Raw genomic sequence first — 25,437 nt, forward strand, 5'->3', positions numbered from 1 at the left:
GTCGGAGCGCCCCTAGGGAGACCGATGAACTACCGAGGCGTCGTCCTCGACGTGGACGGGACCGTAGTGCGCGGCGACGAACCGATACCGGGGGCGGCAGCCGGTCTGGACGCCATCGACGCGGCCGGCGTCGACCGCGTGTTCGTGTCGAACAATCCCACCAAGCGACCCGCGGCGTACGTCGACCGGTTCGCTCGCGCCGGGTTCGAGGTGGCCGCGTCGGAGGTGATAACCGCGGGGACGGTCACCACGCGCTACCTGCGCGAGGAACGCCCGGACGACGACCTGTTCGTCGTCGGCGAGTCCGGACTGGTCGAGATACTCACCGAAGCCGGACTCTCGGTCGTCGGCGTCGACGACGACCCGGACGCACTCGTCGCGAGCGTGGACGAGGCGTTCGACTACCGCACGCTCTGCGAGGCGCTCTGGACGCTCTCGGACGACGACGTGGCGTTCGTCGGCACCGACCCGGACGTCGTCATCCCCGCCGTCGGCCGCGACGTGCCCGGGTCCGGAGCCATCATCAACGCCATCGCCGGGGTCGCCGAACGCGACCCGGAGGTCGTGTTGGGCAAACCCTCCGACACGGCCCGCGAGATGGTCCTCGAACACCTCGGCGTGCCGCCGGAGTCGATTCTCGTCGTCGGCGACAGACTCGACACCGACATCGCACTCGGGGAACGGGCGGGCATGACGACGGCACTCGTCAAGACGGGCGTCACCGACGACGAGACGCTGGCCGCGTCGTCCATCACGCCCGACCACGTCCTCGATTCGCTCGGCGACGTCGGGCGGTTGCTGTCGGACTGACCCGCGTAACTGGACGAATCGTTAAGGGTTCTGCGGACGCAGCTCTCGGTGGGTGACACCAATGGGCAAGAAGCTACTGATGCTGGTCGGCGACTTCGGCGAAGACTACGAGACGATGGTGCCGTTTCAGGCGCTCCAGATGGTCGGCCACGAGGTGGACGCCGTCTGTCCGGAGAAGTCCGCGGGCGAGACGGTGAAGACGGCCATCCACGACTTCCGCGGCGACCAGACGTATCTGGAGGAACGCGGGCACGACTTCGAGGTGACCGCGACGTTCGACGAGGTGGACCCGGCCGAGTACGACGGCCTCGTCGTCCCCGGCGGACGCGCGCCGGAGTACCTCCGGACGTACGAGGAGGTACTCGACGTGGTCCGGCACTTCTTCGAGGCGGAGAAGCCGGTGGCGACGCTCTGTCACGGCCCGCAGATTCTGGCCGCGGCGGGCGTCCTCGACGGCTACGAGATGACCTCTTACCCGGCCGTCCGCCCGGAGGTGGAGGCGGCGGGCTGTTCGTGGGTGGACGAGGTGACCGTCGACGACAACCTCGTCACCGCGCAGGCGTGGCCGGACCACGCCGAGTGGCTGGCGGAGTTCCTGAAACTCCTCGGAACGGAGGTTTCGGAGGCCGAACCCGCCGCAGCGGACGACTGAGGCGTTACCTCGCCTCCGAGTCGTATCTTCTCGTGGACGAGAATGTCTGACAAAGCTTTATACGTGGGTGTGCGGTACTGAGTAGCATGGAAGGTCAGCCGAATAGCCCGTACGTCTTCGACGGAGACGCCGAAGAACTGCGTGGATGGTACGTCTCACGGGACGAAGTGGAAGAAACGGACAGTTACGACCCCGAAGAACGCGAAGTCGTCATCGTGGAGGGGCAAGCCATGAGTTACCGGGCGTACCACAGACGCTGACACTCCTGTCCCGGACCGGCCGGGACCTCTCCAGTTCGGAACGCCGTCGCTCGGCGAGCGACGAGTAAAGAAAGAACGGGGGTGAACGCTGCGGAGTCGGACGTCAGAACGCGCCGCCGTGGACTTCGATTTCGGCGTAGAGCCCCTCGCGGAGCGCAGAGTGGACGTGGCAGATGTCCTTCGCGCGCGTGACGATTTCGTCGAACTCGTCGTCGTCGAGGTCCGCTTCCACGTGGATGGCGAAGCGAATCCCCGTCAGGTCGTCGTCGTCGTCCAGGTCGGCGTCGGCGTCGATCTGAATCTTGCCCAGGTCGTCGTGACCGCGCTGCTGGCCGCCGACGCGGAAGGCCGGCAGGAAGCACGACGCGTAGTCCGCGACGAGGACGGCGTTCGGGTTCGGTCCCTGCTCGTCGGTGGCGTCGATGGTGAGTTCGAAGTCGCCGACCTGACTCGTGGAGGCGAAGCCCTCTTCGCTAACGGTGGAAGTTTCGATGTCGCTCATGCGTCCGATAAGTGGACCGCCGGCGTCCTAAAAGTTGCTCACTCAGCAAAAGCCGAACGAGCCCGCCGCCCGGTCCGCACCGGAATCAGTTCTGAGAATCAGATAGCCTAGATATATGTATCTATAATATAAACTCACGATGACTATAATGAACGGGAAAGGAGACAGAGGAACCGTGTTCGGCGGCGCCGGCACCGTAATCGCCGTCGTCGTCGTTCTCGGCATCGGGGGGAGTATCACATCTGCGACCGCCCTCGGCTGCTCTGCCGCTGCGGTCGACTGCCGGCCGACCGACGCGGTTGCGGCAGTCGACTCGGTGGTCGAGACGACGACGCTCGGGGCGACGGGTATCGTCGGAGTGCCACCGGGCGACCGCGGCGGCCCGAACGGGAGCGGGAACGGAGCGCCGGCCGAAAAGGGCCACTCGAACGGGAACGGTGGCGAGGCTTCCGTAGGCGAGGGTGACTCCGACGGCGACAAAAACGGAGCGGAGGCGTCGCCGAACCGGGGCGGAGAGGGAGGCTCGTCCGCGGGGGCCGACTCGTCGGAGGACGGCGGGACCGAGGCGAACGACGGAAGCGATGCGTCGGCCGGAAACGACGGTTCGAAGGGCGCTTCCGACGGAGCGGCGACGAAGGGAGGGGGCGCAGACGCCCCCGGTGCATCCGGTGACGGCGATGCGCCCGGAAAGAGTGACGATGCGCCCGGCCAATCGTTGGAGAATCGTACGGCCGACGAGCGTCGCGGCCCCCCCGAGACGGTGCCCGCCGCGGTGAACGTCTCGGCCCGCGGGCAGAACGGACGCTCCGGGACGGTCGTGAACGCGTCCGTCGGCGACGTGCGCGCGAACGAGCGTGCGAGGGTCGAACTGGACGTCCCCGGGCGCGGCCCGAACCGGACGAATGCGTCTGGGGCGACCGTCGGCGGTCCGAACGCGACTCTACCCACGAACGCGTCCGACGTGGCCGTCACGGCGATGGAACTGACGCCGACGCGGAACGGGTCGTTCACGATGAACGTCACGACGGCGGACCGTATCGACGGGTCGCCGGCGTTCGAGAGCGACGACGGCACCGAGGCGATGACGCACATCCGCGTGAACCACTCCATCTCGAACGACGAACTGAACGGCACCGTCGATATCGACTTCCGCGTCTCGAAGGAGCGACTCGAAAACGAGAGCGTCGACCCCGAAGACGTGTCGCTCTACCGCTACGAGAACGGCTCGTGGACAGAACTCGCGACCGCGGTGGTGAACGAGACGGGTGATGCCGTCAGCTTCCGCGCCGAGTCGCCCGGCCTCTCGGAGTTCGCCGCCGGGGCCAAGCGCGCCCGCTTCTCGCTCGAGACGGTCGAGGTGGCCGTCGAAGAGATAGTCGTCGGCGACGACCTGAAGGTCCACGTCGGGATAGCGAACGACGGCGGCGCAGACGGAGAGTTCGCCGCCCAACTCCTCCTCGACGGCGACGTCGTGGAAGAGCGGTCGCTAACTATCGCCGCCGGCGGGGAACGACAGACGCTGTTCGACCACCGCGTGAACGACTCCGGCGAGTACGAAGTGCGTGTGAACGACGCCGTCGCGGGCAGTGTCGTCGTCCAGCAGTCCGTCGACGAGGAGTCGACGACGACGGCCGGCGAGACGGATGCGACGGCGACGGAAGCGGCCGAGTCGGCGAAAGCGACGACCGCGGAGCCGTCGACGACCGTCTCCGGGACCGAAGTACCCGAACCCATCTTCCACCCGACGGCGCTCGTCTTCGTCGTCGTCGCCGCCCTCGTCGCGCGGGTTCGAGGCCGTCGCTGAGGGCGACGGACGCCCTCGGTTCAGCGTACCAGGGTTCGGTTCCTCTCCGCTCCGTCTTCTCTTCCGCCTCTCGACGCGCCGAGACCAGTCGGCGTCAGGGCGGCAGGTCTGCCGGCGACGCGTCGACGCTCAGCGCAGACAGTGCGTACCGTACAGATTCGAGGGAACGCCATCGTGTAGTGCCGGCGAGGCGGGACGCGAAGTCAGTTCGAGAGGTCCCGTCGGTCTGGGGTCGTTACGGGGGGTCAGGTCGTCACGGGGGCGAAGTCGGAGCGTCACGCTCGGCGAGAGGGAGGCGGAGGGTGACGACGCTCCCGCGCGGGTCGTTCTCCTCGAATTCGACGCTCCCATCGGAGCGACCGACGAGCCAGGTCACCACCCACAAGCCGATACCGCTCCCGTGGTGGAGGGCCGTCTCCTCGCCCTCCGAGAGGACGGACCGCTCGTAGTCGGGGATGCCGGGGCCGTCGTCGGCGACGACGACGGCCGCCTGGTCGCCGTCTACCTCCACGCGGACGCGGACGGTCGCGTCGTCGTCGTGGTGCTCGCAGGCGTTCTCCACGAGGTTACGGACCGCCTCGGCCACGTTCGGGACCGCCCGAACGGCGAGCGAGTCGGGCGCGGTCATCGAGACGTCGGCGTCGGCGAACTCCTCGTCGACCGACGCGACCACCGGTTCGACGCCCGCCACCACGTCGAACGTCTCCGGGTCCGCCACGTCGAGTCGCTGGTCGAGCCACCTCGCCTTCTCGCTGGTGGCGACGAGTCGCTCCCCTCGGTCGAGAATTGTCTCGGCCGCTCGCACCGCCTCGGGTTCGTCTGCTCGCTCGACGAGGAGTTCGGCGTAGCCGAGGACGACGTTCATCTCGTTCCTGAGGTTGTGCCTGAGGACGCGGTTCAGGACACCGAGTCGCTGTTCGCGCTCTCTGATGGCCGCCTCGCGTTCGTCCAGCCCGGCCGCGAGGACGTTGAACCCCTCGCTTATCTGTCGCCACTCGTCGGCCGATCCGAGGTCCAGCGAGTACTCGTACTCCCCCTCGCGGAGCGCGGCGAAGCCGTCGAGGAGGCGTCGCGTCTGCCTGAGGCTCGTCCGGTGTTCGACCACCCACAGCGACCCGACCAGCAACAGTACAACCACCAGTCCGACCCCTTGCACGAGTCCGAGCGTCCGGATGCGAGCGTCGAGGGGGGCGCGGTCCCGTTCGACGGTGACCGTCCACCCGTACGGCCCCGCGGTGGCCCGACCGGTCGTCGCGCGCGCCAACGGCTCTCGGCTCTCGTACAGCAGTTCGTCGCCCGCGCCGACGGTGACGCGCTGGTCGTCTCGCGCCAGCGGTGCGACCGGACTGAGGAAGGTTTCCGAGGAGACGTATATCGACGCCGCGAGGACGCCGACGACGGTCCCGTTCTCCATAATCGGCGCGCTGACGACGACGAGGTACTGGTCGCGTGACGGGACATACTGAGGGTCCGAGACGCTCGCTCCCCGGTAGCGCGCGTCCCTGAAGTACGCCTCGTCGCTCACGTCAGAACCGACGGTGCTCTGCCGGACCTCCTCGTCTATCTGGCCGTCGAAGGCGGCGACGGTGCCGTTCGCGCGAATCACCTGCGCGGCGAAGAAGCGGCTGTTGTCCACGACGCCGTCTATCACCACACCGGCGTTCGAGAAGTCGGTGACGCCCGGTTTCGAGGCGACGTAGCCGACGTAGTCGGCGCGTTCGTCCAAGGTCGCCTCTATCTGCGCCGCCGCGAGCGCGGCCGACTCGTCGACGGCGTCCTCGCTCCGCGCGAGTTCCTCCTGCTTGTAGAGTTCGAGGCCGCCGTAGGTGGCCGAACTGAGCAGTATCGTGACCGCGATCAGCACGACTGCGAGCTTCGTCTGCAGTTTCATCTGGCCTCGACCGTGTTCTCGGGAAGAGTCACGAGCGAGCGATATATATTCGTCGGAATATCGTAATGTATGATTATCTGGTATTTATCTCTCGCCGGCGAGAACGGTCGGTCGAAAATGGGGGTGGGCGAAGGCGTCGGCCGCGCTTACTCCAGCGTGAACGACTCGTCGCCGTCGAGGACGTGCACCTCGGTGTCGGACCCGGTGGCTTTCACTTCGCGCTCGAAGTCCTCCACGTCGATTTCGACGGGCGGGAACGTGTCGTAGTGCATCGGGAACGCGTGGTCGACGTCCAACCAGTCGACGGCGAGGGCCGCCTGGACCGGTCCCATCGTGAAGTGGTCGCCGCACGGCAGGGCGGCCGCGTCGGGTTCGAGGTAGGGGCCGATGACGTCTTTCATCTCGGACATCAGGCCCGTGTCACCCGCGTGGTAGAACGTCGTCGCGTCCGCGTCGGACTCCTGTGTCGGCATCTTGTCGCTGATGACGAAGCCGACGGGGACGCCGAGACTCGTCTCGTACCCCGTGTTGAGGCCGTTCGTGTGGTCCGCGCGGTGCATCGTCACGAACGCGTCGCCGCACTCGACGGTGCCGCCCATGTTCATGCCGATGCTGTCGGTGAAGCCGACTTCCTCCTCCATGTACTCCGTCATCTCCGGGACGCCGACCACCGTCGCGTCGGTGAACGCGCCGGCGTCGGAGATGTGGTCCGCGTGGCCGTGCGTGAGGAGGAGGTAGTCGGGGTCCTCCACGTCCGACGGCGACAGGTCCGTGAACGGGTTGTCGAAGAACGGGTCGATGAGGAACGTCGTTCCGTCGACGTCCACGTGCCAGGTCGAGTGACCGTGCCAGGTGAGTTCCATCGTCATAGCCGGTCGACAGTACTCGCGTCAGTCGCTTAAATCCAACAGGCCGCGGTCGGGTCGGCCACCTGTCTCACGCGGAGACAGTCGCCGGCAGCCGACACTCACACCGGCCGCGAACGGTTTTCTTTGTCTGACACGTTCACCCGTGGGTATGGAGTACGACATCGCCTCCAGACCGTCGTTCGCACTCGTGACCGTCTCGCTCGACGCGGGGGAGTCGATACGGGCGGAGTCGGGCGCGATGGTGAGTCACGACACCACTATCGAGATGGAGACGAACGCGACGGGCGGGTTCCTGAAGTCCATCAGGCGGGCGTTCGGCGGCGAGAGCTTCTTCCAGAACACGTTCACCGCCGCCTCGGCGGGCGACGTGCAGTTCGCGCCGCCGCTTCCGGGCGACGTCTCGCACGTGGAGTTGACCGACGAGACGATGTACGTCCAGTCGGGGTCGTACCTCGCGGGCGACGCCGGACTGGACGTGGACACCGAGTTCGGCGGCGCGCGGACGTTCTTCGGCGGCGAGGGACTGTTCCTGCTGAAGGTGACCGGGAGCGGACCGCTGTTCCTGTCGAGTTACGGCGCCATCGAGGAGATTGCGCTCGACGACCGCGACTCGTTCGTCGTGGACACGGGGCACGTCGTCGCCTTCGAGGACACCGCCGAGTTCACCGTCCGGCGCGTCGGCGGACTCCGGTCGACGCTCGCCAGCGGCGAGGGCCTCGTCTGCGAGTTCAGTGGGTCCGGTACGCTGTGGGTGCAGTCGCGGAGCCCCGACGCCTTCCTCGCGTGGCTCATCCCCAAGCTTCCGAGTCGACCCGCGACGAACACGCAGTAGCGGGCGAGCGACGTTCGACGGGCGTTTTCCGCGAAGGAAAGAACGAAACCGTCACGGGGTGAGGGCTCAGCCATGCACCGCGTTCGCTTTCGCGACCCCGCAGGCTCCGTCCGCAACGGCCAGTGGCACGACGACCACGTCTCTTTCGCCGGCGAGACGTACTCGCTCGACGAGGTGGACGTGCTCCCGCCCTGCGAACCGACGAAGATAGTCTGCATCGGACGCAACTACGCCGAGCACGCCGACGAGATGGACAACGAGGTGCCGGACCGACCGCTCCTGTTCCTCAAGCCGCCGAACGCCCTCGCCGGTCACGGTGACACCGTCCCCCTGCCGGCGGGGAAAGAGCGCGTCGACTGGGAGGCCGAAATCGCCGTCGTCGTGGGCAAGCAGGCGCGAAACGTCGCCGCCGAGGACGCGATGGACTACGTGGCCGGCTTCACCTGCATGAACGACGTGTCGAACCGCGACGACCAGGACAGAGAGCAGAACTGGGTGCGCGGGAAGGCGTTCGACAACGCCGCCCCCCTCGGTCCGGTCCTCGCGACGCCCGACGAGGTGCCCGAGGACGCCAGCGTCGAACTCCGCGTGAACGGCGAGACGAAGCAGTCCTCCTCGCGCGACTACATGATGTTCTCCGTCGCGGACCTCGTCGAGGAGATAACGACGTACATGACGCTCGAACCGGGCGACGTCATCTCGACGGGGACGCCCGCGGGCGTCGGCGCACTCTCGGACGGCGACCGGGTCGAAGTCGAAGTCGGGGGCGTCGGCGTCCTCGAACACGACGTTCGCGCCGCCGAGTGACGCGCGCGGCCCCCGGTCGACGGCCACTGTCTCCGTCCGTTGTCGCGTCGGTCACGTCACAGAACTCATACTCGCCGGAGACGACGTGTCGCGCATGCGCTTCACTCGATACGACTACGCGGGCGTCGCCCTCCTCGCCCTCGTCGCCGTCGTCGGCGTCGCCCTCCTGCCGACACTCCCCGACCGGTTCGCCGTCCACTTCGGCACCGCCGGCCCGGACTCGTTCGTCGCCCCCCTCGTCGGCGTCCTCCTCCTCCCCGCTATCGGCGTCGGGACGGTGGCGTTCCTCCGTCTCGTCCCCGAGCGAACGGGCACCGACGACGTTCCCGCGTCGTACGGTCTGCTCCTGTCCGCCTTCCTCGCGTACGTGCAGGGCGTCGTCCTCGCGTGGAACCTCGGCTACGGCGTGGACGTGACCACCGCCGTCCTCCCGGTGGCCGCCGTCTTCGTCGTCGTCAGTCTCGCCGTGAACTACCGGTGACGCGGAAAGGCAACTCATAAGTTTAGGTTAACCTAATTCGCGTTCGTGAAACTGACGCGGCGCGACGCGATGGCCGCTCTCGCCGCCGTCGGCGCCGTCGGCGCGGGGTCGGTGGCGGCGCGGTACGACCCGCCGCGCGCCGACGACGGCGGGGAGAACGGGGGCGACGGGGACGCAGAGCCGTCGGTGTCGGCAGACCTCCTCGACGTGATGGACGCCGCGGCGGCGGTGGTCTACCCCTCGAACGTGACGGGTCGGCGCGCGTTCGTCGAACGCTACGTCGTCGGCCGAACCGACGGGCGGGAGTCGTACCGCCGCGGACTGGAGGCGACGGCGGCGGAACTCGACGCCATCGCCCGCGACTGGCGGGACGCGGGGTTCGCCGACCTGTCGCCCGACGCTCGGGACGGGGTGCTCCGGGGCCTCGGCGTGGCGACGGCCGACCCCGAATCCGACGGCACCGTCTCAGAGCGAATCCGTCTCTACGTCGTCAACGACCTGCTGTTCGCGTTCTACTCCTCGCCGACCGGCGGCCGACTCGTCGGCATCGAGAACCCCATCGGCCACCCCGGCGGCACCGAGAGCTATCGGCGCGCGTCGATGCCCGACCCGCCAGACGGCGGGGTCGAATCCGGCGACGCGGGGGGCGACGATGGCTGAGACGCCGGCCGACGGCGGCGTCGGAGACGGGCGGGACCGGACGCCCTCGCCTCGCGCAGACGTCTGCGTCGTCGGGTCCGGTCCGGCGGGCGCACTCGTCGCGCACCGCCTCGCGGAGGCGGGCGCCGACGTGGTGGTTCTGGAGGCCGGTCCGCGGTTCGACTTCTCCCGGCGGACCGAGCAGATGGAGGCGTTCCTCCGACCGGGGATGGGCGACCCGTGGGAGATGGGCGGCCCGCGCGACGCCTACACGACCGAGGGGCGACACTACCCGCTGAACGCCGCGCGGGTGAAGGGCGTCGGCGGCACCACCCTCCACTGGCAGGGGATGGTGATGCGCCTGCACGAACGCGACTTCGAGATGCGGAGTCGCCACGGCGTCGGCGCGGACTGGCCCCTCTCGTACGACGACCTGAAGCCCCACTACCGGGAGGCGGAGGCGGCGTTCGGCGTCGCCGGGGCCCTCGACAACCCCTACGCGCCGCCGCGGAACGACCCGTTCCCCCTGCCCGCGTTCCCGCCGTCGCACTCCGACTCCATCTTCGCCGAGGCGTGCGAACGGCTCGGCATCGACATGCACTCGGTGCCGAACGCGCGCAACTCCGAACCGTTCGACGGGCGCGCGGCCTGTCAGGGGTTCGGCACCTGCAAACCGGTCTGCCCCTCCGGCGCGAAGTACACCGCCGAGTCGCACGTCCGGAAGGCCGAGGAAGCGGGCGCACGCGTGATAGACCGCGCGCCGGTCCAGCGACTCGAACACGGCGACGACGGCGAGACGGTCGAACGCGCCGTCTACGCCACGCCGGACGGCACCGAACGCGAACAGGCGGCCCGCCGGTTCGTCGTCGCCTGCGGCGGCGTCGAGAACGCCCGCCTCCTCCTCCTCTCGAAGTCGGAGGCGCACCCCGACGGCCTCGCCAACGCCAGCGGTGCCGTCGGGCGGTACTTCATGGACCACCTGTTCGCGGGCGTCGGCGGCCGCGTCGACGAGGCGACCAGACAGAACCACGTCGGCTTCAACACCAGCGAGTGCCACCAGTTCTACGACGACGCGGACCCGGTGAACGGGATGAAACTGGAGTTCCTGAACTACGCCGGACCGTCGCCCGTCGTCGAGGCGATGAACGCCGAGACGTGGGGCGACGAACTCCTCGGGGACCTGCGCGAGTCGTACGGCACGCACCTCGCGATGGGGGCGTTGGTCGAGCAACTGCCGCGCGCGGAGAACCGAATCACGCTCGACCCCTCCCGGACCGACGACCACGGCAACCCGGTCCCGCACGTGGAGTGGTCGCTCGACGCGGAGACGCGCCGGGCGCTCCGCCGCGCGAACGAGATTCAGCGGCGCGTGTTCGAGGTACTCGGGGCGTCGGTGGACTGGGTGGTCGGCCCCGAGCACACCGGCCCGGCGTTCCACCAGATGGGGACGACGCGGATGGGCGAGGACCCCGATTCGAGCGTCGTCGACGCGGAGATGCGCGCGCACGACCTGTCGAACTGCTGGGTCGTCGGGTCCAGCGTCTTCCCGACGGGTGGGGCGATGAACCCGACGCTCACCATCGCCGCCCTCGCCCTGCGCGCGGCGGCCGCCGTCGAGTCCTCGTTGTAACTGTCGACAGTTACTTCTCACTGAAAACGTAACCGCACCTATTTCAGCCGCGCGGCCGAACCGGCGACACATGAGACGGCGAGGCTACCTCCGTGCGGTCGGCGTCGCTGGCGTCGCGGCCGCCGCCGGATGCACGGGCGACGCCGCCGAAGCGGCTAATCGGACGAGCGACGCCGAGACGGACGCGGAGACGCGGACGGCGGCGGACGGGTCGGGTCTCGACGCGACGCTCACGCTCGCCACGGCCACGACGGCGTACGACACCGGCCTGCTGGACGCCCTCCACGCGGCGTTCGCCGACCGGTTCGGCGTCCGCGTCAAGACGCTCTCGCAGGGGACGGGCGCGGCCCTGCGGACGGCGCGGGACGGCGACGCGGACGTCGTCGTCGCCCACGCCCGGTCGGCCGAGGACGAGTTCATCCGCGCGGGCCACGGCGTGAACCGCCGCGCCCTGATGCACAACGACTTCCTCGTCGTCGGCCCCGGCGACGACCCGGCGGACATCGCGGACCTCGCGGACCCCGTGGCGGCGTTCGAGCGAATCGCCGCGGCCGACGCCCTCTTTCTCTCCCGCGGCGACGACTCGGGGACCCACGCCCGAGAGCGGACGCTGTGGTCCCGCGCGGACGCCTCGCCCGGCGGACGCTGGTATCAGGCCACCGGCGACGGGATGGGCGACACGCTCAGGCAGTCGAGTCGCCGCGGCGCGTACACGCTGGTCGACAGGGGAACCTACCGCGTGTTCGCCGCGGACTCCGACCTCGCCGTGTTCGTCGAGGGCCCCCTCGGCGGCGGGCCTGACCTCCTTCTGAACGAGTACGGCGTCGTCCCGGTGAACCCGGCCAGACACGACGTGGCGTACGAACTCGCCATGCTCTACGTCGGCTTTCTCACCGGTCGGGGCGGGCAGTCCCTGATTCGGGAGTTCCGCGCCGCGGGCGAACGCGCGTTCGTCCCCGACGCCCTCTCGCCGGACCCGCAGTTCGGCCAGTACGTGCCGGAGTCGGCGTCCGACGGGTAGGCGGCCGCCGCGGCCGTCGGCCGGTGTGAGCACCCTTAAGAAGCGCGGGCGGTATCCTTCGACCATGCAACCGAGGGACCTCTCCGCGCACGAGGCGTACGTACCCGGGCGCGGGGCCGAGGAGGTGGCCCGCGAACTCGGGATGGACCCCGAGGAGTTGACGAAACTGTCCTCGAACGAGAACCCCCACGGACCGAGTCCCGACGCCGTGGCGGCCATCGAGGACGCCGCGCCGGAGGTGCACGTCTACCCGAAGACGTCGCACGCGGACCTCACCGACGCGCTGGCGGAGCGATGGGACGTCACCGCCGAACAGGTGTGGGTGAGCGCCGGCGCCGACGGCGCACTCGACTACCTCTCGCGCGCCGTCCTCGAACCTGGCGACCGGGTGCTGACGCCCGACCCGGGCTTCTCCTACTACCCGATGTCGGCGCGGTACCACCACGGCGAGGTGGCCGAGTACCGCCTCTCGAAGGCCGACGACTTCGCGCAGACGCCCGAGACGGTGCTGGAGGCCTACGACGGCGAGCGAATCGTCTACGTCACGACGCCGCACAACCCCGCGGGCACGGAGATGCGCCGCGAAGACGTGGTGGAACTGCTCGAATCCGTCGACGAGGACACCCTCGTCGTCGTCGACGAGGCGTACGGCGAGTACAGCGAGCGTCCGTCCGCCGTCGAACTCCTCGACGACCACGACAACCTCGCGGTCACCCGCACGTTCTCGAAGGCGTTCGGGCTGGCCGGCCTGCGAATCGGCTACGCCGTCGTCCCCGAGGCGTGGGCCGACGCCTACGCCCGCGTCAACACGCCGTTCGCGGCGAGCGAGGTGGCCTGTCGCGCCGCCCTCGCCGCTCTGGACGACGAGGCGTACGTCGAGACGTCGGTGGAGACGGCCCGGTGGGCCCGTCGGTACTACCACGACGAACTCGACGCGCCGACGTGGCCCTCCGGCGGCAACTTCGTCCTCGCGGAGGTGGGCGACGCGACGGCCGTCGCCGAGGCGGCCAAGCGCCGCGGCATCATCGTCCGCGACACGAGCAGTTTCGGCCTGCCCGAGTGCGTCCGCGTCTCCTGCGGCACGCGCGAGGAGACGAAACGCGCCGTCGAGGTGCTGAACGACGTGCTCGCCGAAGTGGAGGCGACGAACCCGTGACCCGACGCGTCGTCCTCACCGGCACGCCCGGCACCGGCAAGACCACCGTCTCGGACCTCGTGGCCGAGCGAACCGGTCTCGACGCCATCCACCTGAACGACGCCGTCGCCGACGAGAAACTCTACACCGAACGCGACGTGGACCGCGATTCGCTCGTCGTCGACGTGGACGCCGCGAACGAGTGGTTGGGCGACTGGGAGGGCGTCCTCGACTCGCATCTGGCCCACCTGTTCGACGCCGACGTGGCCGTGGTCCTCCGGTGTCACCCCGAGCAACTGGCGACGCGCCTCCGCGAACGCGGCGAGGAGGAGGCCAAGATAGCCGAGAACGCCGAGAGCGAGGCCCTCGACGTGATTCTCGCAGAGACGGTCGAGCGATTCGGCGAGGACGCGGTGTACGAGATAGACACGACGGACCGCACGCCCGAGGCGGTGGCCGAGGACGTGATAGCGGCCGTCGAGGGCGAGATGGACCCCCGCGCGGGGACCGTGAACTTCATCGACTACCTATGAGGGTGCCATGACGCTCGACCAGTACCGCTCGGTCGCCAACCGCCTCCTGGAACCGTTCGTCGGCGCCGCGGACCGCCTCGGTCTGTCGCCGGACGGGGTGAGCGTCGTCGCCTTCGGCTTCGCCGTCGCCGCCGGCGTCGCGTTCTACCTCGGCGACCCCCTCTGGTACGCCCTCGGCGGCCTGTTCGTCTTCCTGAACGGCTGGTTGGACCTCGTCGACGGCGCCCTCGCGCGGGCACAGGGCATCGCCTCGGAGGGCGGCGACCTGTTGGACCACGTGCTCGACCGGTACGCCGACATCGCCATGCTCGTCGGCCTCGCCGCCGGCATCGACTCGTACGCGCTGGGTCTCGCCGCCGTCACGGGCGTCCTCATGACTTCCTACCTCGGGACGCAGATTCAGGCCGTGGGGCTGGGACGCGCCTACGGCGGACTCGTCGGCCGCGCGGACCGCCTCGCCCTCATCGGCGTCGCCGCGTTCGTCGCCGCCGTCGTCCCCGGCCCGGTGTTCGGCCTCCGGGTGGTCGGGTGGCTGTTGGCGTTCTTCGCGGTCATCGGCCACTTCACCGCGCTCCAGCGCTTCTGGGGCGCGTGGTCCGACCTCGACTGATTCGACGGCGCTGGACGGGTCTCGCCGGCCTGCCCGCGTCGTGCCTTTTATATCGCCCCTCCGACTACGGTCTGGTATGCCCCAGTGCGAAATGTGCGGCAAGGAACGACCGTCGCTGACGACGGTCAAAGTCGAAGGGGCCGAACTCGAACTCTGCGACGACTGCAAAGAGTTCGGCACCGAAGTCCGCACCGAGTCGAGTTCCTCCTCGAGCACGAAATACTCGACGTCGAGTTCGTCGGGGTCGTCCTCCTCGTCGGGTTCGTCGGGTTCGTCGAGTTCCAGTTCGGGCGGTGGGTCGAGCCGTCGTCGCCGCGACATGTTCGACGACATGGACGAGATAGCGGCCGACTACGACGACCAGATTCGCTCGGCCCGCGAGAGTCGCGGGATGAGCCAAGAGGACCTCGCGGACTCGCTGAACGAGAAGGCGAGCCTCATCCGCAAACTCGAACGCGGCGACATCCTCCCGCCGGACAACGTGCGGACGAAGCTCGAACGGAAACTCGACATCTCGCTCGTCGAGGGCGACGACGACGAGGAGAGCGAGTGGTCCGGCGGGTCCTCGACGACGACGACGCTCGGCGACGTGGTCAAGCGGAAGGACTGACGCCGCCACCCCGTTCTGCAGCCGATTTTTGGCTCGCGGTCACTCTCGCGAGATGAATCGCGCCCGGACGCCGACCGGGAGGTCCGTCACGACGCCGACTGTGACCGGCACGCCGTCCAGACGGTCCGCGGCGTCCGGTCTGTCGAGGGCCTCCGCGCTCGCCTCGTCGCCGGGGCTGACCAGACGGAACGGTGCGGGGTCGTCCCTGTCGCCCGTCACGTCCGGTCGGTGTCGGAGGTACCCCTCGTCGGTTCGAAGGTAGAGGACGTCGGGCGTCGCTTCGAGCGCTGACAGCCACTCGTTCGGCGAGACCGTCTCGACGTCCCGCCAGCCCGCGACCACCTCCACGATGGGCTGAAGCGCGCCGACGCGGGAACTGTCCGGGCCGTCTCCGAGGTGTCGTTGCAACGTCTCGGCGACCGCTGCGGGGTCGCCGTCCACCGGCGCCGATTCGTCCGGGTCGTCCATGTCGGAGTGCTGTCGCTCGGCCCCCAAAAACGAGGGGGATGACCAAGCTATTTTGCTCAGTACCGAGTACCTTCTCTCGTGTTCATCCTCGTCAACCTCAAGGCGTACCCGTGCGACCCCATCGAAGTATCGACCGCCGCCCGCGACGTGGCCGAGGAGTCGGGCGTCCGAATCGCCGTCTCGCCGCAGGCGGCCGACCTGCGACGCGTCGCCGACACCGGCGTCGAGACGTGGGCGCAGCACGTGGACCCGAACGACTACGGCAGTCACACCGGCAGCACCCTCGCAGAGGCCGTCGCCGAGGCGGGCGCGGCGGGCACCCTGATAAATCACTCCGAGAAGCGCCTGAAACTCGCCGACGTCGACGGCTCCGTCCGGGCGGCCGAACGCGCCGGACTTGAGACGTGCGTCTGCGCGAACAACCCCGCGCAGGTCGGCGCCGCGGCGGCCCTCGGCCCCGACTCGGTGGCCGTCGAACCGCCGGAACTCATCGGCGGCGACGACTCCGTCGCGACGGCCGACCCCGACATCGTGCGCGACGCCGTCGAGGCGGCCGGCGAGGTGGACGAGTCGGTCGAGGTGTTCTGCGGCGCGGGCATCTCCACGGGCGACGACGTGGACGCCGCCGGCGACCTTGGCGCGACGGGCATCCTCTTGGCCTCCGGCGTCGCCAAGGCCGACGACCCGCGGGCGGCGCTCGAAGACCTCGTGGAACCGCTGTAACCGACCGCGAGCGTCGACCGCCCGTTCTACTCTGTTCTCGCGCACTCGCGTACGACGCGGTCAGACGTCGCCGACACAGCCGTAGAACACGCAGCCGAACAGCAGGTACGTCGGGACGAATCCGACGAGCAGGACGACGCCGAACGCGACGAGCGACGTCCCTCGCTCTCCGCTGAAGGGGGCGACGGCGACGCCTGCGAGTACCGCGAGACAGCCGAGTCCGGCCAGCGAGAACGTGGCGAGCGGACCGTATTCGGGGAACGGCCACGGAAAGACAGCGAACTCGGCGACGTTGAAGAACAGGACGAGAAGCACCGTCTCCGCACCGAGTACCATCGACCGACGAGGGCCGTCGAGCATCGGAGCCGGTCAGTCGTCCGCTTCGGCCCGCTCGTCGTCCTCGTCGCCGCTCTCCGCGTCGTCACCCATCGTCGGGACGAACGCGGCTTCGACGGCGGCGACGACGGCCGAGAGTTCCTCGTCGTCGAGTCTGTCGGCGAACGTCTCGCGGACGAGTTCGGGGATGGCGTAGGCGTAGCGTCCCCGACCGACGTGTTCGACGAACCCCGCCCGGCGGAGCGGGCCGTTCCGGCTGTACGCGAGTTGTTTGTCGCCGACTTCGCCCGCCGCGACGTGGGCGTCCACCGGGTCGCAGGCGTCTATCTCGCGGTAGAACGCGAGCATCCGGCGCGACTCCTCGGGGAGGGAGGCGACGACGTTCCGGAGCCGTTCGACCACGTCCTCGCGGCCGCTGAGCCCGTCGAGTCCGCTGTGCGCCCGTTCGGGGGCGACCGAGCGGTCCTCGCCGACGCCGTCCGGGCCGGCGTCCAGCCCCGGGTACGCGCCCGCCGTGGCCGCGGCGACGGCGTCCTCCACCCGTTCGTCCGTCGCGTCGTCCGTTCGGTCGTCGCCGGCCGCCGTCTCGGGAGCGTCCGCGTCGGCCCGCCCGTCGACGTCGCCGGGGTGTCCGTCGGCGTCGGCCGACTGGCCGTTCGCCGCGCCGGACGCGCCGTTCGACGCGTCGTACTCGCCGAGTGCGGACTGCTTCTCCGATGCCTGGCTGAGGTTCCGCCCGTCCCCGCCGCGGTACGGCGCCTCGGCCTTCTGGAACATCGCCTGCGCGAACTGGTCGGCCATCTGCGACAGGTCGCGGGCCTCCTCCAACTCCCGCTCTAAGTCGCGAATCTTCGCCTCCTTCTTCTCTAGCTCCTGTCTGAGGTCCGCGATTTCGCTCTCGCGGCGGGCCTTCTCGTCGGAGATGTCCTGCAACTCCGAGACGAGGTTGCCGTCCACGGACTTCAGGTCGGGGCGTTCGAAGTCGTCCAGTCCGGGCGTCGCGCCCGCGTCGAACGTGTTCTTCTTCCTGAACTGGACGCGGCGGATGGACTCGGACCAGTCGGTGACGAGGAACGCCTCCCCGTTGGCCATGTCCTCGATGGCGTCGGCGTACTCCGAGCCGAGGATTCGCCCGACGACTTTCGTGTCGTTGTTCCACGTCAGGCGGTGCCAGCAGAGCCAGTCGCACTGGGTGATGAAGTCCTTCTTCACGTCGGCCGGTCGCTGGGAGATGCCGACGATGCCCAGCCCGTGCTTTCGGCCGCGCTTGCCTATCTTGATGAGCATCTTGCCCGCCTCGTCCATCCCGCCGCCCTCGGGGATGTACTCGTGGCACTCCTCGACCAGCATCAAGAACGGCTTCTTCAGCTTCTTCTCCTTGGCGAAGAGGTTCTTCGCCACCTCGGTCAGGAGTTCCTGCGCGTCGTCCTCGTCGAGGTAGCCCGACACGTCGAGGATGATGGGAACGTTCTGTTCGAGGGCCAGATGCGCCAGTTTCTCGGCGTGTTCGGGGCTGACCTGGATGTCGCACTCGTCGTCCGCGCCGGCGTGCAGGAGTTCGAACTGCTCTTTGAGGCCGTAGTACTCCCCGTCGGTGTCGACGATGAGGACCGGGAAGTTGTTCGACAGCAGTTTCTCGATGACGACCGACGCGGTGTTGGACTTCCCGGACCCGGACTTGCCGGTGATGAACCCGCGGCCGGTCAGAATGTCGACCACGGGCAGTTCCACCGGCGACCCCGGGTCCGCGTCCGCGTCTCCCCCCACGCCGTCGCGCACGTCGGCGACGGTAATCGTCTCCGTGTCCTCGGTCATCTATCGGTTCGTCTTCCCGCCGCCTCATAGTTCCTCCCCTCGCGTCCGACGCCCGGCGGACGGTCGATACCGCCGCCGTCCGGGCGTCAGTCGAAGTCGCCCAGCGATACCTGCCCGTCGGACCCGGTTCCGCGGGCGTTTTCGGACCCGTGACGGCGGGCGTCGTCGGTTCCGTCGGCCGTCGCGTCGTCCGCCGACTCCGTCGCCGACGACTCGGCCGCCCTCGCGTCCGACGGCGGCGACTCCGTCTCCCCGTCCGCCGCCCCCTCCCACCCGTCGAGGCTGGACTGGTCGGCGTCGGCGAACGAGAGGTTCGAGACACGCACGCCGACTTTCCGCGCCGCCTCGTCGTCGAACTCTTCGAGCAGGTCCACGGCCACCTCGCGGACCAACTCGGGGTCGTCCACCGGCCCCGATAGCGACTGCGCCCGCGTGTTCACGTCGTACGGCGGCACGACCACCTTGATGCCGATGGTGCGGTACATCGCGCCTCGACTCCGGGCGCGTTCGGCCACGTCGGCGGCCAGCGCGGTGACTATCTCCCGCTTCTCCGCCTCGTCTTCGGTCGCCTCGGCGAACGCCGACTCCCGCGAGAGGCTCTTCGGGCGACCGGTCGGCGTCACCTCCCTGTCGTCGACGCCGCGCGCCCTGTCGTGGAGTTCGCGGCCGCGGGAGCCGAACCGGTCTTCCAACTCCCCGGGGTCGGCCGCGGCCAAGTCGCCCGCGGTCTGAATCCCCATCTCGGCCATCGTCCGCGCCGTGACGGGACCGACGCCGTGGACTTCGGTGACCGACAGGGGGGCGAGGAACTCCCGCACCGTGCCCGGCGGGACGACGACCAGTCCGTCGGGCTTGTCGTGGTCGGACGCAACCTTCGCGGCGGACATGTTGGGCGCGACGCCGACGCTGGCGGGGACGCCCACCTCCCGGCGGATGCGCTGTTTGAGGTAGCGGCCGACGCCCTCCGCGAGCGTCCGGTCGTCCCCGTCGACCGTCTGCCACGACGTGCTGTCGGTTACGTCGAGATAGGCCTCGTCGATGCTCACCTCCCGCACCACGTCCGCACAGTCGTGCAGAATCTCCTTGACCTCCGCCGCGACGGACTTGTAGTAGTCGATGTCGACGGGGCGGTAGTGGCCGCCCGGTTCGCCGTCGGCGTTCTCGACGCGGGGGAGGCGCTCGAGCGCTTGCGAGATGGGCTGGGCGCTGTCGACGCCGTACTCGCGCGCCTCGTAACTCGCCGTGGCGACGGCGCCGAACGACTCGCCGTCCTCGTACCCCATCCCGACGACGACGGGTTCGCCGCGGAGTTCGGGTTCCCGGAGGCGTTCGCAGGAGGCGTAGAAGCAGTCCATGTCCACGTGCAGGACGATGCGCTCCGCGGCGCTCTCGCCGTGCGTCACGCCCGGGAGCGTCTCGCCCGCCATCGGTGTCCCCTCGGAGGTGCAGGCTCCTTAGCCTTCCCAAAGCGCGGCGAAAGTGAAGCGCGGCGAACGAACCGAGCGCCGTCGCTCGTCGTCGCGTGGCATCCGAGGACGGAGGGAGGGGCGATACCGTCTCGACCGGCGTCGGCGCTGGGCCGGCCTACTTCAGCCGTTCCTGCAGGAACGACGGGTGCGCGGCCGTGACGCCGTCGATGCTCAGAATCTCCTCGGCGATGACGTCGCCGAGGGCGTCGCCGTCGGCGGCGCGGACTTCCGCCATCAGCATGTGGTCGCCCGACGACGAGTAGAGCGACTCGACGGGTTCTAGCTCCTTCAGCGCGCGCGTCGCCTCGACGTAACGCTCGGAGGCCACGTCGATGCCGACGAACGCGATGGACTGCCCGGAGAGTTTCTTCGGGTCGACGTCCGCCGAGTAGCCGACGATGACGCCGTCGGACTCCAGTTTCTGGATGTACTTCCTGACCGTCGGCTTCGAGACGTCCGCCCGGTCGGCGATTTCCGCGTAGGACGCCTGCGCGTCCTGTTCGAGGACGGCGAGGATTCGTCCCTCCGTGGATGTGGTTTCCATAGCTATCTCTTTTGCTTCGCCAAAAAAATATCTTCCGAATCGGAAAACGGCGTGTCGCGGAGTGCGAACGGCCGCGTTCGTGCCGTTACTTGTGCTTGTCGAGGAACAGGTCGTGGGAGCGCTCCCACTCGTAGTCGTCCTCGAAGTACCGCTCTGCGAGGGGTTCCTCGGGCATCTCGCCGATCTGCTGTTTCTCCTGCTGGTAGGACGGTCGGTCCTCGTCGTGGTAGTACCGACCCGTCAGGACCGTGCCCTCGTTGAGGACGTTCTCCGTCTCGAACATCATCTCCGACGCTTCCGACCGGTTCGTCTTGTCGAACTCGTAGTCGTCGGACTCGTTGATGTCGATGTAGGGGACGTACTGCTTGGCGTCCTTGTTCCACGTCGGGCACTGCGTCAGGAAGTCGATGTGGCTGAACCCGTCGTGTTCGATGGCCTCGACGATGATGTCTTTCGCCTGGTTCGGGTTGACGGCGGCGGTGCGGGCGACGTACGACGCGCCCGCGTTCAGCGACATCGAGAGCGGCCGAATCGGCTGCTTGGCCGACCCGTGCGGCTGGGTCTTCGACTTGTGACCCATCGGCGACGTGGGCGACGTCTGCCCCTTCGTCAGGCCGAAGATTTCGTTGTTGAACACGATGTAGGTGATGTCGTGGTTCTCACGGGCGGTGTGCATGAAGTGGTTCCCGCCGATGCCGTAGCCGTCGCCGTCGCCGCCGGCGGCGACGACCGTCAGGCCGGGGTTCGCGAGTTTCGCGGCGCGCGCGATGGGGAGCGAGCGACCGTGAATCGTGTGGAAGCCGTAGCTCTCGAAGTAGCTGTTCAGTTTGCCGGAGCAGCCGATGCCCGTCGTGACGAGCATCTCCTCGGGCGACAGGCCGAGTTCTGCCGCGGCGCCCTTCAGGGCCTTCAGGACCCCGAAGTCACCACAGCCGGGACACCACGTGGGCTGGGGTTCGAGACCGGGCGTGTACTCGTTACGGTCGCGTTCGACCTCTTCGCCGATTGCGTTGAATGCACTCATGTTTAATCACTCGCTGCGGGGACGAACTTGGTCTCGTGGGTGGGCAGTTCCTCACCTTCGACGATGCTCTTGACGAAGCCCTCGGTTATCTCCTCGGGTTCGAACGGGTTGCCGTTGTACTTGAGGAGGCTCGACATCTTCTCGCCGAAGCGGCCGACCTCTTTCTGGGTCAGGCCGCGGAACTGCGCCGAGGCGTTCATCTCGACGACGAGACAGTCGTCGACGCTCTCGAGGAACTCGGAGACCTGTTCGACCGGGTACGGCGCCATCTCGCTGACGCCGAGCGCCTTCACCGAGTGGCCGCGGTCGTTCAGTCGGTCCACGGCTTCCTCGACGGTCCCCTGCTGGGAGCCGAACGTCATGATGCCGTACTCGGCGTCCTCGGGGCCGTGCAGGGTGTTGTTCGGCACGTCGGCGTCGTCGAGTTCTGCCCGGATGGCCTCCAGTTTCTCCATCCGGCGGTTCACCTGATGGACGCGGTTGTCGGGGTCCTCGGAGATGTGGCCGGCGGGCATGTGCTCGTTGCCCGTCGCGAGGTAGCGGCCGCCCTTCTGGCCGGGGATGGACCGCGGACTGACGCCGTTCTCGCCCTCGTGCTGGAAGCGGTCGTACTTCCCGGAGGGGTCGTGCGGCGCGTCCGCGAGTTCCTCCTCGGTCAGCACCGACCCGAGGTCGCCGTTGGGTTCCTCGTCGAAGACGCTGGCCGGGACGTTCCGGAGTTCCCCGCCGTTCTTCTGGTCGTAGAGGACGATGCTCGGAATCTGGTACTCGTAGGCGATCTGGAACGCCTTGCGTGTCTGGTGGTACGCCTCCGCCGCGCCCGAGGGCGCGAAGACGACGCGGTGGGAGTCGCCCTGCGAGGTGTACAGGACGTGTTCGAGGTCGCCCTGTTCGGGCTTCGTCGGCATGCCCGTCGAGGGACCGGCGCGCATGGCCTCGATGAGGACGACCGGCGTCTCGGTCATCTCGGCGAGACCGAGCGGTTCGGACATCAGGGCGAACCCGCCGCCGGACGACCCGGACATCGCCTTGACGCCCGCGTGCGATGCGCCGATGGCGAGCGCCGCGGCCGCGATTTCGTCCTCGACCTGCTCGGAGATACCGCCGACCTCGGGCAGGTTCTGGGACATGATGGTGAACACTTCGGTCCACGGGGTCATCGGGTAGCCCGCGATGAACCGACAGCCCTCGTCGAGTGCGCCGTACGCGATGGCGTCGGACCCGGAGAGGAGGACCTGCTCTTCGTCGTGTTCGCCCTCGGGCACCGAGATGTCCGGGGCGTCGACGTCGTAGTCCTCTTGGACCATCTCGTAGGCCGCTTCGAGGATTTCGAGGTTGGGTTCGAGAATCTTCTCGGGCATCGCGTCCCGCATGAGGTCCTCGATCCACTCGGTGTCGATGCCGGCGATGGCGCACGTGACGCCCACACCGGCGGTGTTACGCATGACCTCGCGCCCGTGCTCGCGAGCCATCGTGCGCAGGTCGATGTCGTAGACGTGCCAGCCGTTCTCTTCGACGCGTTCGTCGAAGTCCTCTATCTCGCTCGCGTCGAGCAGACCCGAGTCGTAGACGATGACCCCGCCCTCGCGGAGTTCGTCGAGGTTCTCCGACAGCGGCTTCAGCTCTTCGTTGCCGTAGTACGCGTTCTCCTGCGGGTTCCGGGCGAACGAGTCGCCCAGCGCGAGCAGGAAGTTGTAGCCGTCCCCGCGGGACTTGACGGGGTCGGCCGACGCGCGAATCTCTGTGTACGTGTGACCGCCGCGGATACGCGACGGATAGTGCCGATGCGTGAATACGTGTAGCCCCGAGCGCATCAGGGCCTTTGCGAAGTTCTGGCTCGTCGAGGCGATACCGTCCCCAGATCCGCCTGCGATTCGCCAGATGAGTTCATCGTCAGTCATATCTTCAACACAGGCCCACGAGGGCCACTAAAGGATATTTTCGCGAGGAGTTGATTAAAGCCTTTGCTATGCATTGACAAGGAAAGATAATGAAGGTCATTATATTCATAGTACGAGTGCCGATATCGGAGCTTCGACTGGACGTTCGTTCGATTTTCGCCGGAGTGCCCGGGGAATTTACTCGGATTCGAACTAACAGTTCGCCGGGACGTTCGCGAGAGCCGACTACTGGTTGTCCGGACTTCGGGGGTGGTAGTCGGTGTCGTACTCGCCCACCTGTCCGTCCATCCGGTCGGGGTTGACGTGGCCGCCGAGGAGCATGAAGTCCACGATGGTGAGGTTGAGCATCGCCTCGACGACGGGGACGGCCCGCGGCGGGAGGACCGGGTCGTGCCGGCCGACCACCTGGATGTCCTTCTCCTCGCCCGTCTCCCAGTCCACCGTCGTCTGCTCTTTCGGGATGGACGTCGGCGCGTGCCACGTCACCTCGCCGAAGACGGGTTGACCCGTGGTGATACCGCCCTGGATGCCGCCGTGTTTGTTACCGACGGGCGTCGGGTCCCCCTCCTCGTCGAACGTCCAGTCCTCGTTTCTGTCCTTTCCGGTCCACTCGCGCGCCTCGCGGCCGAGTCCGAACTCGAACGCCGTCGTCGCGGGGATGGACATCATCGCCTGCCCGAGGCGGGCCGAGAACGAGTCGAACCGCGGGGCTCCCAGTCCGCGCGGGACGCCCCGCGTCTCGAAGTAGATGGACCCGCCGATGGAGTCGCCCTCCGTCTGGTACTCGTCGATTCGGTCGCGCATCCGGTCGGCCGTCTCGGGGTGCGCACAGCGCACCTCGTTCTCCTCGGTGTGTTCGAGCATCTCCTCGAACGTCACCGGCGGCGCTTCGATGTCGCCGATCTGGTTCACGTGCGCCTTCACCTGCACGCCCTCCGCTTCGAGAATCTTCCCGGCGACGGCGCCGGCGGCCACCCAGTTCACCGTCTCGCGCGCGGAGGACCGCCCGCCGCCGCCCCAGTTGCGCGTCCCGAACTTCGCCGAGTAGGTGAAGTCGCCGTGCGAGGGGCGCGGAGCCGTCACGTACGGTTCGTACTTGCCCGACCGGGCGTCCTTGTTCTCGATGACCATGCCGATGGGCGTCCCCGTCGTGTACCCGTCCTGCGTCCCGGAGTTGATGACGACGGCGTCGGGTTCGCCCCGCGAGGTGGTTATCATCGACTGGCCGGGCTTCCGGCGGTCCAGTTCCTTCTGCACGTCCTCCTCGTCGAGTTCGAGTCCGGCCGGACACCCCGAGACGGTGACGCCCATCGCGTCACCGTGGCTCTCGCCGTAGGTGGTCACCTGAAAGAGTCGGCCGAAGCGATTTCCGTTCATGCCCGTCGGTCTGTGGCGCGGCCATTTAGAGTTTGCAGAAAGGCGCAATCGTGGGGGCCCGAGAGCGGGGGTGACGACCGAGAGGGTCCCTCGCCCGACGCGCGGCGGCACGCGGTCGGACGAGGGTCGGCCTGCGGAGAGGAACTATATCTCGCGTGGCCGTACGCGTCCGTATGACCACGCCACCCGAGACGTTCCGGGAGACGCTCGAAGACGCGTTCTGGGAGCGACACGCGAACCCGTGGAGCGCGGGCACGCGCTTCGTCCTGCTCCCGGCGCTGATGACCGCCATCTACCGTCGCGACGCCCGACTCCTCGCGGCGACGCTCGTGTTCGCCGCCCTCAACCCCGTCCTGTTCCCGCCGCCGGAGCGGACGGACTCGTACCTCAGCCGTATCGTCCTCGCCGAACGCGAGTGGTTGGCCGCGGGCAACGGCACGATGGGGCCGTCGTACCCGAACGTCCTCAACCTGCTCAACGTCCCCGCGACGCTGTACGCCGTCGTCTCCGCCGTCAGACGCGACCGGCGGGGAACGGTGCTCGGGACGGCGGCGGCGATGGGACTGAAACTCTGGTGGGTGGACGCCGTCGTCCGCCGAACGGGCGTCACCGGCGAGGGGCCGACGGCCGAGGCGGCGAGCGACTGAGTGGCGGCGGCCGGCGACGACGGGAGGGCGAACAGCAGGGAACGAGT

General features: G+C 68.4%; 27 protein-coding genes. 16 read left to right on the forward strand and 11 right to left on the reverse strand.

Annotation, left to right across the window (positions count from 1 at the left end):
- The first annotated feature begins 24 nt into the window (after nt 1–24).
- From BM310_RS08185 to BM310_RS21325, 3 genes are all read left to right on the forward strand, one after another.
- Nucleotides 25–810 carry an HAD-IIA family hydrolase gene (locus BM310_RS08185; RefSeq protein WP_089806349.1) on the forward strand — a complete coding sequence of 262 codons (786 nt, stop codon included), beginning with the start codon at nt 25–27 and terminating at the stop codon, nt 808–810.
- 61 nt (nt 811–871) lie between these two features.
- On the forward strand, nt 872–1,462 hold the full coding sequence (locus BM310_RS08190) for a DJ-1/PfpI family protein (RefSeq protein ID WP_089806352.1): 591 nt from the start codon (nt 872–874) through the stop codon (nt 1,460–1,462).
- Between the two features lie 86 nt (nt 1,463–1,548).
- Nucleotides 1,549–1,722, forward strand: coding sequence for a hypothetical protein (locus BM310_RS21325; RefSeq protein WP_177232558.1), 174 nt, complete (start codon nt 1,549–1,551; stop codon nt 1,720–1,722).
- Between the two features lie 103 nt (nt 1,723–1,825).
- On the opposite strand, the gene BM310_RS08195 is transcribed toward BM310_RS21325, so the two are convergent.
- Nucleotides 1,826–2,224 (reverse strand): OsmC family protein, encoded by a 399-nt coding sequence (locus BM310_RS08195; protein WP_089806354.1) that lies wholly within the window; start codon nt 2,222–2,224, stop codon nt 1,826–1,828.
- Between the two features lie 148 nt (nt 2,225–2,372).
- On the opposite strand from BM310_RS08195, the gene BM310_RS08200 reads away from it, so the two are divergent.
- Nucleotides 2,373–4,028, forward strand: coding sequence for a PGF-pre-PGF domain-containing protein (locus tag BM310_RS08200; RefSeq protein WP_177232559.1), 1,656 nt, complete (start codon nt 2,373–2,375; stop codon nt 4,026–4,028).
- A gap of 253 nt (nt 4,029–4,281) precedes the next feature.
- On the opposite strand, the gene BM310_RS08205 is transcribed toward BM310_RS08200, so the two are convergent.
- Together BM310_RS08205 and BM310_RS08210 are read right to left on the reverse strand one after the other, a co-directional pair.
- Nucleotides 4,282–5,919 (reverse strand): sensor histidine kinase, encoded by a 1,638-nt coding sequence (locus BM310_RS08205; protein ID WP_089806358.1) that lies wholly within the window; start codon nt 5,917–5,919, stop codon nt 4,282–4,284.
- A 146-nt stretch (nt 5,920–6,065) separates the two neighbouring features.
- Complete coding sequence (locus BM310_RS08210; protein ID WP_089807108.1) at nt 6,066–6,782, reverse strand: metal-dependent hydrolase; 717 nt, start codon at nt 6,780–6,782, stop codon at nt 6,066–6,068.
- A gap of 154 nt (nt 6,783–6,936) precedes the next feature.
- Between BM310_RS08210 and BM310_RS08215 the strand changes: the two genes are divergently transcribed.
- From BM310_RS08215 to BM310_RS08260, 10 genes are all read left to right on the forward strand, one after another.
- On the forward strand, nt 6,937–7,620 hold the full coding sequence (locus BM310_RS08215; RefSeq protein ID WP_089806360.1) for a TIGR00266 family protein: 684 nt from the start codon (nt 6,937–6,939) through the stop codon (nt 7,618–7,620).
- Between the two features lie 72 nt (nt 7,621–7,692).
- A complete protein-coding gene (locus tag BM310_RS08220; RefSeq protein WP_089806362.1) occupies nt 7,693–8,427 on the forward strand; it encodes a fumarylacetoacetate hydrolase family protein in 735 nt (244 codons plus the stop codon).
- Nucleotides 8,428–8,521: 94 nt separating this feature from the next.
- A complete protein-coding gene (locus tag BM310_RS08225) occupies nt 8,522–8,908 on the forward strand; it encodes a DUF1648 domain-containing protein (RefSeq protein WP_089806364.1) in 387 nt (128 codons plus the stop codon).
- 45 nt (nt 8,909–8,953) lie between these two features.
- Entirely contained in the window at nt 8,954–9,568 is a 615-nt protein-coding gene (locus BM310_RS08230) for a gluconate 2-dehydrogenase subunit 3 family protein (RefSeq protein WP_089806367.1), read from the forward strand.
- Nucleotides 9,561–11,177: a GMC family oxidoreductase gene (locus BM310_RS08235; RefSeq protein ID WP_089806368.1), complete on the forward strand. Its 1,617-nt coding sequence runs from the start codon at nt 9,561–9,563 to the stop codon at nt 11,175–11,177. The genes BM310_RS08230 and BM310_RS08235 overlap by 8 nt, the downstream gene beginning before the upstream one ends.
- Nucleotides 11,178–11,247: 70 nt before the next feature.
- Nucleotides 11,248–12,198 (forward strand): substrate-binding domain-containing protein, encoded by a 951-nt coding sequence (locus BM310_RS08240; protein ID WP_089806370.1) that lies wholly within the window; start codon nt 11,248–11,250, stop codon nt 12,196–12,198.
- Between the two features lie 64 nt (nt 12,199–12,262).
- The gene (hisC, locus tag BM310_RS08245) at nt 12,263–13,354 is read left to right on the forward strand and encodes a histidinol-phosphate transaminase (RefSeq protein ID WP_089806372.1); all 1,092 of its coding nucleotides are present in this window, start codon (nt 12,263–12,265) and stop codon (nt 13,352–13,354) included.
- Nucleotides 13,351–13,866: an adenylate kinase family protein gene (locus BM310_RS08250; protein WP_089806374.1), complete on the forward strand. Its 516-nt coding sequence runs from the start codon at nt 13,351–13,353 to the stop codon at nt 13,864–13,866. The genes hisC and BM310_RS08250 overlap by 4 nt, the downstream gene beginning before the upstream one ends.
- Before the next feature lie 7 nt (nt 13,867–13,873).
- The gene (locus BM310_RS08255) at nt 13,874–14,476 is read left to right on the forward strand and encodes a CDP-alcohol phosphatidyltransferase family protein (RefSeq protein ID WP_089806375.1); all 603 of its coding nucleotides are present in this window, start codon (nt 13,874–13,876) and stop codon (nt 14,474–14,476) included.
- 76 nt (nt 14,477–14,552) lie between these two features.
- Entirely contained in the window at nt 14,553–15,086 is a 534-nt protein-coding gene (locus tag BM310_RS08260) for a multiprotein bridging factor aMBF1 (RefSeq protein WP_089806377.1), read from the forward strand.
- Nucleotides 15,087–15,125: 39 nt separating this feature from the next.
- Here BM310_RS08260 and BM310_RS08265 read toward each other — a convergent pair whose 3' ends face one another.
- On the reverse strand, nt 15,126–15,554 hold the full coding sequence (locus BM310_RS08265) for a hypothetical protein (protein ID WP_089806379.1): 429 nt from the start codon (nt 15,552–15,554) through the stop codon (nt 15,126–15,128).
- 78 nt (nt 15,555–15,632) lie between these two features.
- On the opposite strand from BM310_RS08265, the gene tpiA reads away from it, so the two are divergent.
- A complete protein-coding gene (gene tpiA, locus BM310_RS08270; RefSeq protein WP_089806381.1) occupies nt 15,633–16,277 on the forward strand; it encodes a triose-phosphate isomerase in 645 nt (214 codons plus the stop codon).
- Nucleotides 16,278–16,337: 60 nt separating this feature from the next.
- Here the strand turns inward: tpiA and BM310_RS08275 are convergent, their stop codons facing one another.
- The 7 genes from BM310_RS08275 to aroC form a co-directional block, all read right to left on the reverse strand.
- Nucleotides 16,338–16,637: a hypothetical protein gene (locus tag BM310_RS08275; protein ID WP_089806383.1), complete on the reverse strand. Its 300-nt coding sequence runs from the start codon at nt 16,635–16,637 to the stop codon at nt 16,338–16,340.
- Between the two features lie 9 nt (nt 16,638–16,646).
- Nucleotides 16,647–18,428: a helicase HerA domain-containing protein gene (locus BM310_RS08280; protein WP_089806385.1), complete on the reverse strand. Its 1,782-nt coding sequence runs from the start codon at nt 18,426–18,428 to the stop codon at nt 16,647–16,649.
- An 86-nt stretch (nt 18,429–18,514) separates the two neighbouring features.
- Nucleotides 18,515–19,855 carry a DNA polymerase IV gene (gene dinB / locus BM310_RS08285; protein WP_089806387.1) on the reverse strand — a complete coding sequence of 447 codons (1,341 nt, stop codon included), beginning with the start codon at nt 19,853–19,855 and terminating at the stop codon, nt 18,515–18,517.
- Nucleotides 19,856–20,012: 157 nt separating this feature from the next.
- On the reverse strand, nt 20,013–20,441 hold the full coding sequence (lrpA1, locus tag BM310_RS08290; RefSeq protein ID WP_089806389.1) for an HTH-type transcriptional regulator LrpA1: 429 nt from the start codon (nt 20,439–20,441) through the stop codon (nt 20,013–20,015).
- An 85-nt stretch (nt 20,442–20,526) separates the two neighbouring features.
- Complete coding sequence (locus tag BM310_RS08295; RefSeq protein ID WP_089806391.1) at nt 20,527–21,465, reverse strand: thiamine pyrophosphate-dependent enzyme; 939 nt, start codon at nt 21,463–21,465, stop codon at nt 20,527–20,529.
- Nucleotides 21,466–21,467: 2 nt separating this feature from the next.
- The gene (locus tag BM310_RS08300; RefSeq protein ID WP_089806393.1) at nt 21,468–23,366 is read right to left on the reverse strand and encodes a 2-oxoacid:acceptor oxidoreductase subunit alpha; all 1,899 of its coding nucleotides are present in this window, start codon (nt 23,364–23,366) and stop codon (nt 21,468–21,470) included.
- A gap of 225 nt (nt 23,367–23,591) precedes the next feature.
- Nucleotides 23,592–24,743, reverse strand: a complete 1,152-nt coding sequence (gene aroC / locus BM310_RS08305) for a chorismate synthase (RefSeq protein WP_089806395.1) — start codon at nt 24,741–24,743, stop codon at nt 23,592–23,594.
- A 173-nt stretch (nt 24,744–24,916) separates the two neighbouring features.
- Between aroC and BM310_RS08310 the strand changes: the two genes are divergently transcribed.
- Nucleotides 24,917–25,390 carry a DUF6653 family protein gene (locus tag BM310_RS08310; RefSeq protein WP_089806397.1) on the forward strand — a complete coding sequence of 158 codons (474 nt, stop codon included), beginning with the start codon at nt 24,917–24,919 and terminating at the stop codon, nt 25,388–25,390.
- The last annotated feature ends 47 nt before the right edge of the window (nt 25,391–25,437 follow it).

Source organism: Halogeometricum rufum (assembly GCF_900112175.1).
Lineage (GTDB): Archaea > Halobacteriota > Halobacteria > Halobacteriales > Haloferacaceae > Halogeometricum > Halogeometricum rufum.